Raw genomic sequence first — 5,288 nt, 5'->3', positions numbered from 1 at the left:
TGGCCGGCGGTGCAGCGCGCGCTGGCGGTGGATGCCGCCGCGGGCTAGCGTCCTGCGCTGGCGCGCAGGCAGGGGTAAACTAGCCGGCTTCCTTTCCACCCGCCTGGATTAAGCGCCATGCCCGGGACCGTCCTGCATCCCCTGCCCTCCGCCGGCACCGCCGCCGCACCCGCGCCGGTGCGCGGCAAGCTCTACATCAAGACCCACGGTTGCCAGATGAACGAGTACGACTCGGCCAAGATGGCCGACGTGCTCGCCGCTTCCGAGGGCCTGGAGTTGACCGACAACCCCGAAGAAGCGGACGTGGTCCTGGTCAACACCTGCTCGATCCGCGAGAAGGCGCAGGAGAAGGTATTCAGCCAGCTCGGCCGCTGGAAGGCGCTGAAGACCGGCGGCAAGCCGGTGATCATCGGCGTCGGCGGCTGCGTGGCCTCGCAGGAAGGCGAAGCCATCGTCAAGCGCGCGCCCTACGTGGACCTGGTGTTCGGCCCGCAGACCCTGCACCGGCTGCCGGAGCTGATCCGCGCGCGCCGCGAATCGGGCAAGTCGCAGGTGGACATCAGCTTCCCCGAGGTCGAGAAGTTCGACCGCCTGCCGGAGCCGCGCGCCGAAGGCCCCTCGGCCTTCGTGTCGATCATGGAAGGCTGTTCCAAGTACTGCTCGTTCTGCGTGGTGCCCTACACCCGCGGCGAGGAGATCAGCCGGCCGTTCGAGGACGTGCTGGTGGAAGTGGCGCAACTGGCCGCGCAGGGCGTGCGCGAGATCAACCTGCTCGGCCAGAACGTCAACGCCTACCGCGGGCCCTATGCCGACGCCGAGGCCGGCGAGGAGACGCAGCACGCCGACCTGGGCCTGCTGATCCGCAGCATCGCGCAGATCGAGGGGATCGGCCGCATCCGCTTCACCACCTCGCATCCGCTGGAATTCAGCGACTCACTGGTGGAGGCCTACCGCGACGTGCCGCAGCTGGCCAACTACCTGCACCTGCCGGTGCAGGCCGGCAGCGACCGCATCCTCAGCGCGATGAAGCGCGGCTACACCGCGCTGGAGTTCAAGCAGAAGATCCGCAAGCTGCGCGCGGTACGCCCGGACATCTCGATCAGCTCCGACTTCATCGTCGGCTTCCCCGGCGAGACCGACGCCGACTTCGACAAGACCATGAAGCTGATCGAGGACGTGGGTTTCGATCAGAGCTTTTCCTTCATCTATTCGCGGCGCCCGGGCACGCCCGCCGCCGACCTGGAAGATGACACGCCCGAGGCGGTCAAGCATGCGCGGCTGGCGCGGCTGCAGGCGCACATCAACGCGCATGCGCAGCAGATCTCGCAGAGCATGATCGGCAGCGTGCAGACCGTGCTGGTGGAAGGGCCGTCGAAGAAGAACCCGGCCGAGCTGACCGGCAAGACCGAGAACATGCGCTCGGTGAACTTCCCCGGCCATCCGCGCCTGATCGGCCAGTTCGTCGAGGTGACGATCACCGAGGCGCTGAGCAATTCGCTGCGCGGCCGCCTGCACCTGGCCGAGGACGACGCCGCGGCCTGAGCGGCGCCGGGCGCGCGCTAGTCGAGCGCGCTGAGGAAGCGCTCGCCGCGCGGGCCGATCTGCACCACCCGCGAATCCGGCACGCGCCGGGCCAGGCCGGTGTCGAGGAGATACCGGAGCACGGCGCTGCCCAGCGCACCGGCGACATGGTCGCGGCGCTCGCTCCAGTCCAGGCACGGCCGGCACACTGGCCGCCGCGACGCACGCAGCGCCACCACGTCGATGCCGATCGCCGCGCACCAGGCGGCACCGGATGCGCTCAGGGCCATGCCGTCGCTGCACAGCAGATGCCCGCGCGCTTCCATCTGCTGGCGCCAGCGGATCGCCAATTCGCCGGCAAGGTGGTCGTAGCACACCCGCGCCCGGCGCAGACCGGGATCCGCCGGGCCGACCCGCCGCGTCATCGGCGGCGGCGCCAGTCCCATCATCGCCTCCACCGCCGCGGCGACGTCTGCGCCGGCCAGACGGAAATAGCGGTGCCGCCCTTGGCGGGCCACCGCAAGCAAGCCGGCGTCGACCAGTTGCGACAAGTGCCGGCTCGCAGTCGACGGCGCCACCGCGCCGTCCAGCGCCAGTTCGCTGGCAGTGCGCGCCTGTCCGCTCATCAACGCCGCCAGCATGCGACTGCGCGCCGGGTCGCCGAGCAGAAAGGCGGCACGTGCAAGCAGGGTGTCCTCGCTCATGCTTCGATTCTAGACGAAGCATGCCGCCACGCTGGCGCCTACCTTGCCTGCTCCCCACACGAGGCAGACGCATGACCGACACGCTGCACCACTACGCTTCGCAGTTGCGCTGGACCGGCAACCGCGGCAACGGCACCGCCGACTACAGCCACTATGGCCGCGACTACACGCTGCAGATTCCCGGCAAGGCGGCACTGCCAGGCAGCGCCGACCCGCTCTTCCTCGGCGACCCGGCGCTGCACAATCCGGAAGACCTGTTCGTCGGCGCTCTCGCCGCCTGCCACATGCTCACCTACCTGGCCCTGTGCGCGCATGCCGGCATCCAGGTGCTGGCCTACGAGGACCAGGCCCAGGGCTGGCTGGAGATGCGCCCCGGCCACGGCGGACGCTTTCGCGAGGTGGCGCTGGCGCCGCGCGTGACCATCGCGGCGGACAGCGACGCGCACCGCGCACAGGCCTTGCACGCACAGGCCCACGCGCAGTGCTTCATCGCCAACAGCTGCGCCATGCCGGTGCGTTGCGAGGCGACGATCGTGCGCCCGGGCGAGCCGCCGGAGGCCGCGCGATGAAGGACGTCGAAATCCACCTCGAAGACCGCCCCGGCGCCCTGTCCGCCATGGCCCAGGCACTCGGCGCGACCGGCATCAGCATCGAAGGCGGCGGCGTGTGGCGCGTGGACGGGCGCGCGGTCGCGCACTTCCTGTTCGATGCCGCCGCACCGGCAAGCGAGACCTTGCGCGCGCACGGTTTCCACGTGGCCGCCGAACACCCGGTGGTGAGCCTGCGCCTGGACCAGGACACGCCGGGACAGCTCGGCCTGCTGACCGGCATGCTCGGCGCCGCCGGCATCAACATCGCCGTGCAGTACAGCGACCACCACGGGCACCTGATCCTGGTCGTGGACGACCCCGCCGGTGCACGCGCGATTGCGGACGCCTGGATGCGGGCGCGCGGCGCGCGGTGTTTAGACGGCGCTGGCGATGGTGATCGCCGCCAAGGCACGTCATAACCGATCCCGGAAAAGACGAACGCCGTTACCACGGATGCATCGCCGGCCGCACGGGTGCGATTTTTTCGCCAGCACAGGGCGGCGCCTTGCGTGGCAAGGCGTTCGCGCGGTTGTCCACAGGCTTCTGGACAATCGATCCACATGCATTGTGGACAACGTTGCCATTGCCGCGACGCGTAGGTCGGGGCGGTGGCGGGGCACGTGCGCCTGCAGATCCGCAAGGCGTACCTCGACCGCACCGGCGGGCCGACGCCGACGTCGCCGCCGCGCGCCCTTCACTGGCCCGGCTACGCGCCGCGCGCTACCCTTTGCGCCCCTCTTTTTTTCGACGTCGCCGCCGGCGGCGCGCGCCCGCCATGACCACCCCCGCGCAACGCGACTTCACCCTGGATCCCGCCGACACCGAGCGCCTGGCCAACCTGGCCGGCCCGTTCGATGCGCACCTGCGGCAGATCGAACTGCGCCTGGGCGTGGAGATCTCCAACCGCGGCAACGTGTACCGGGTGACCGGGCCGGAGCACGCGGTGGCGGCGGCCGAGCGGCTGCTGCAGGCGCTGTACGCCGAGGCCGACCACGTCGCCTTCGACGACCAGGAAATCCACCTGCGGCTCAACCAGTCCAATGTCGACCAGGTGACGCAGCGCGCGTACCAGCCGCAGGACGTGGCGATCAAGGTCAGGCGCGGCACGGTGCGCGGCCGCGGCGCCAACCAGGCCAAGTACCTGCACCAGATCGCCACCCACGACATCAACTTCGGCATCGGCCCCGCCGGCACCGGCAAGACCTTCCTGGCCGTGGCCAGCGCGGTGGAAGCGCTGAACGAATCGCGGGTACAGCGGCTGATCCTGGTGCGCCCGGCGGTGGAGGCCGGCGAGAAGCTGGGCTTCCTGCCCGGCGACCTCACTCAGAAGGTCGACCCCTACCTGCGCCCGCTGTACGACGCGCTGTACGAGATGCTGGGCGTGGAGAAGGTGGTCAAGCTGCTGGAGAAGAACGTCATCGAGATCGCGCCGCTGGCGTACATGCGCGGACGCACCCTCAACGACGCCTACGTGATCCTGGACGAAGCGCAGAACACCACCATCGAGCAGATGAAGATGTTCCTGACCCGCCTCGGCTTCGGCAGCACCGCGGTGGTCACCGGCGACCTGACCCAGATCGACCTGCCCAAGCACGTCAAGTCCGGCTTGCGCGATGCCGTCGAGGTGCTGCACGAGGTGGACGGGGTCAGCTTCACCTTCTTCGAGGCGCGCGACGTGGTCCGGCATCCGCTGGTGGCGCGCATCGTCAACGCCTACGAGAAGCGCGACGTGGTCGACCGCGCCAGCGGCCCTTCCGCATGATCCGGCCCTGGCCCGGCCTGCTGGCAGCGCTGCTTTGCGCGGCCGGCGGCGCCAACGGCCAGCCGCAGGATCCGCCGCCAGCGCAGGATCCGGCGCCGCAGCGCGTCGCCCTGGCGCAATCGCTGACCGCGCCGTGCGTGTCGATCGTGCAGGACACCGCGAGCATCGGCCTGCAGCGCGATGTGCTCGAGCGCGCCGCGGCGATCGCCCGTACTTCGCCGACTGCGCCGCACGGCAACGAAGCGCAACGCCTGGCCTGGATCGCCGGCACCAGGGCGCAGGCGCTGCTGGATGCGGCCGAAGGCGCCGGCGTGACGCGCGACCGCTTCGGCTGCAATGCGCTGGCCTACGCAAAGGTGCCAGCGGACAGTTTCTACCTCGTCGGCCAACTGCTCGAACACGGCCAGGCCGCGGTGTGGCTGCCCACGTCGGGGCGCTTCGCCACCACGGTGGACATCCGCCGCGACAATCCGCAATGCCAGCGAGGCCCGATGGGCAGCCTGGCCTACCGCGTCGACGACGAAAAGATCCCGCTGCTGTTCCTGGTCGCATGCGTGACCTGAGCCTGCTGCTGCGCGCCTGTCGCGGCGCTTCGTAGCAATCGCACGCACCACACGGCAGTGACCGACGTACACTGCGATGCTGCTGCCGTGCACGGGGAGGTGCCATGTTCCAGCGATCGTCGTCGTTCGCCTGTCTGCTCTGGCCGAT

Annotated in this window: 6 protein-coding genes; 5 read left to right on the top strand and 1 reads right to left on the bottom strand. The window is 69.9% G+C overall.

What is annotated here, in order from left to right:
• The first annotated feature begins 117 nt into the window (after window positions 1–117).
• The gene (gene miaB, locus D183_RS0105890) at window positions 118–1,542 is read left to right on the top strand and encodes a tRNA (N6-isopentenyl adenosine(37)-C2)-methylthiotransferase MiaB (RefSeq protein ID WP_017908189.1); all 1,425 of its coding nucleotides are present in this window, start codon (window positions 118–120) and stop codon (window positions 1,540–1,542) included.
• 17 nt (window positions 1,543–1,559) lie between these two features.
• Here the strand turns inward: miaB and D183_RS0105885 are convergent, their stop codons facing one another.
• A complete protein-coding gene (locus tag D183_RS0105885) occupies window positions 1,560–2,225 on the bottom strand; it encodes an ArsR/SmtB family transcription factor (RefSeq protein ID WP_017908188.1) in 666 nt (221 codons plus the stop codon).
• A 71-nt stretch (window positions 2,226–2,296) separates the two neighbouring features.
• Between D183_RS0105885 and D183_RS0105880 the strand changes: the two genes are divergently transcribed.
• From D183_RS0105880 to D183_RS0105865, 4 genes are all read left to right on the top strand, one after another.
• Entirely contained in the window at window positions 2,297–2,794 is a 498-nt protein-coding gene (locus D183_RS0105880) for an OsmC family protein (RefSeq protein ID WP_017908187.1), read from the top strand.
• Window positions 2,791–3,234, top strand: a complete 444-nt coding sequence (locus D183_RS0105875) for an ACT domain-containing protein (protein ID WP_017908186.1) — start codon at window positions 2,791–2,793, stop codon at window positions 3,232–3,234. Before D183_RS0105880 ends, D183_RS0105875 begins: the two co-directional genes overlap by 4 nt.
• Window positions 3,235–3,590: 356 nt before the next feature.
• Entirely contained in the window at window positions 3,591–4,577 is a 987-nt protein-coding gene (locus D183_RS0105870; protein WP_017908185.1) for a PhoH family protein, read from the top strand.
• Window positions 4,574–5,140, top strand: coding sequence for a hypothetical protein (locus D183_RS0105865; protein WP_017908184.1), 567 nt, complete (start codon window positions 4,574–4,576; stop codon window positions 5,138–5,140). The genes D183_RS0105870 and D183_RS0105865 overlap by 4 nt, the downstream gene beginning before the upstream one ends.
• Window positions 5,141–5,288 lie beyond the last annotated feature (148 nt).

Origin of the sequence: Xanthomonas sp. SHU 199, from assembly GCF_000364665.1 — a bacterium.
In the GTDB taxonomy this organism is placed as follows: Bacteria; Pseudomonadota; Gammaproteobacteria; order Xanthomonadales; family Xanthomonadaceae; genus Xanthomonas_A; species Xanthomonas_A sontii.
The sequence above is the reverse complement of the archived record's forward strand: the minus strand, read 5'-3'. Positions and strand labels throughout refer to the sequence as shown.

Excerpts from the sequence above, each read along its gene's own strand:
- miaB (WP_017908189.1), top strand. The coding sequence starts at position 118 with ATGCCCGGGACCGTCCTGCATCCCCTGCCCTCCGCCGGCACCGCCGCC.
- D183_RS0105885 (WP_017908188.1), bottom strand. The coding sequence starts at position 2,225 with ATGAGCGAGGACACCCTGCTTGCACGTGCCGCCTTTCTGCTCGGCGAC.
- D183_RS0105880 (WP_017908187.1), top strand. The coding sequence starts at position 2,297 with ATGACCGACACGCTGCACCACTACGCTTCGCAGTTGCGCTGGACCGGC.
- D183_RS0105875 (WP_017908186.1), top strand. The coding sequence starts at position 2,791 with ATGAAGGACGTCGAAATCCACCTCGAAGACCGCCCCGGCGCCCTGTCC.
- D183_RS0105870 (WP_017908185.1), top strand. The coding sequence starts at position 3,591 with ATGACCACCCCCGCGCAACGCGACTTCACCCTGGATCCCGCCGACACC.
- D183_RS0105865 (WP_017908184.1), top strand. The coding sequence starts at position 4,574 with ATGATCCGGCCCTGGCCCGGCCTGCTGGCAGCGCTGCTTTGCGCGGCC.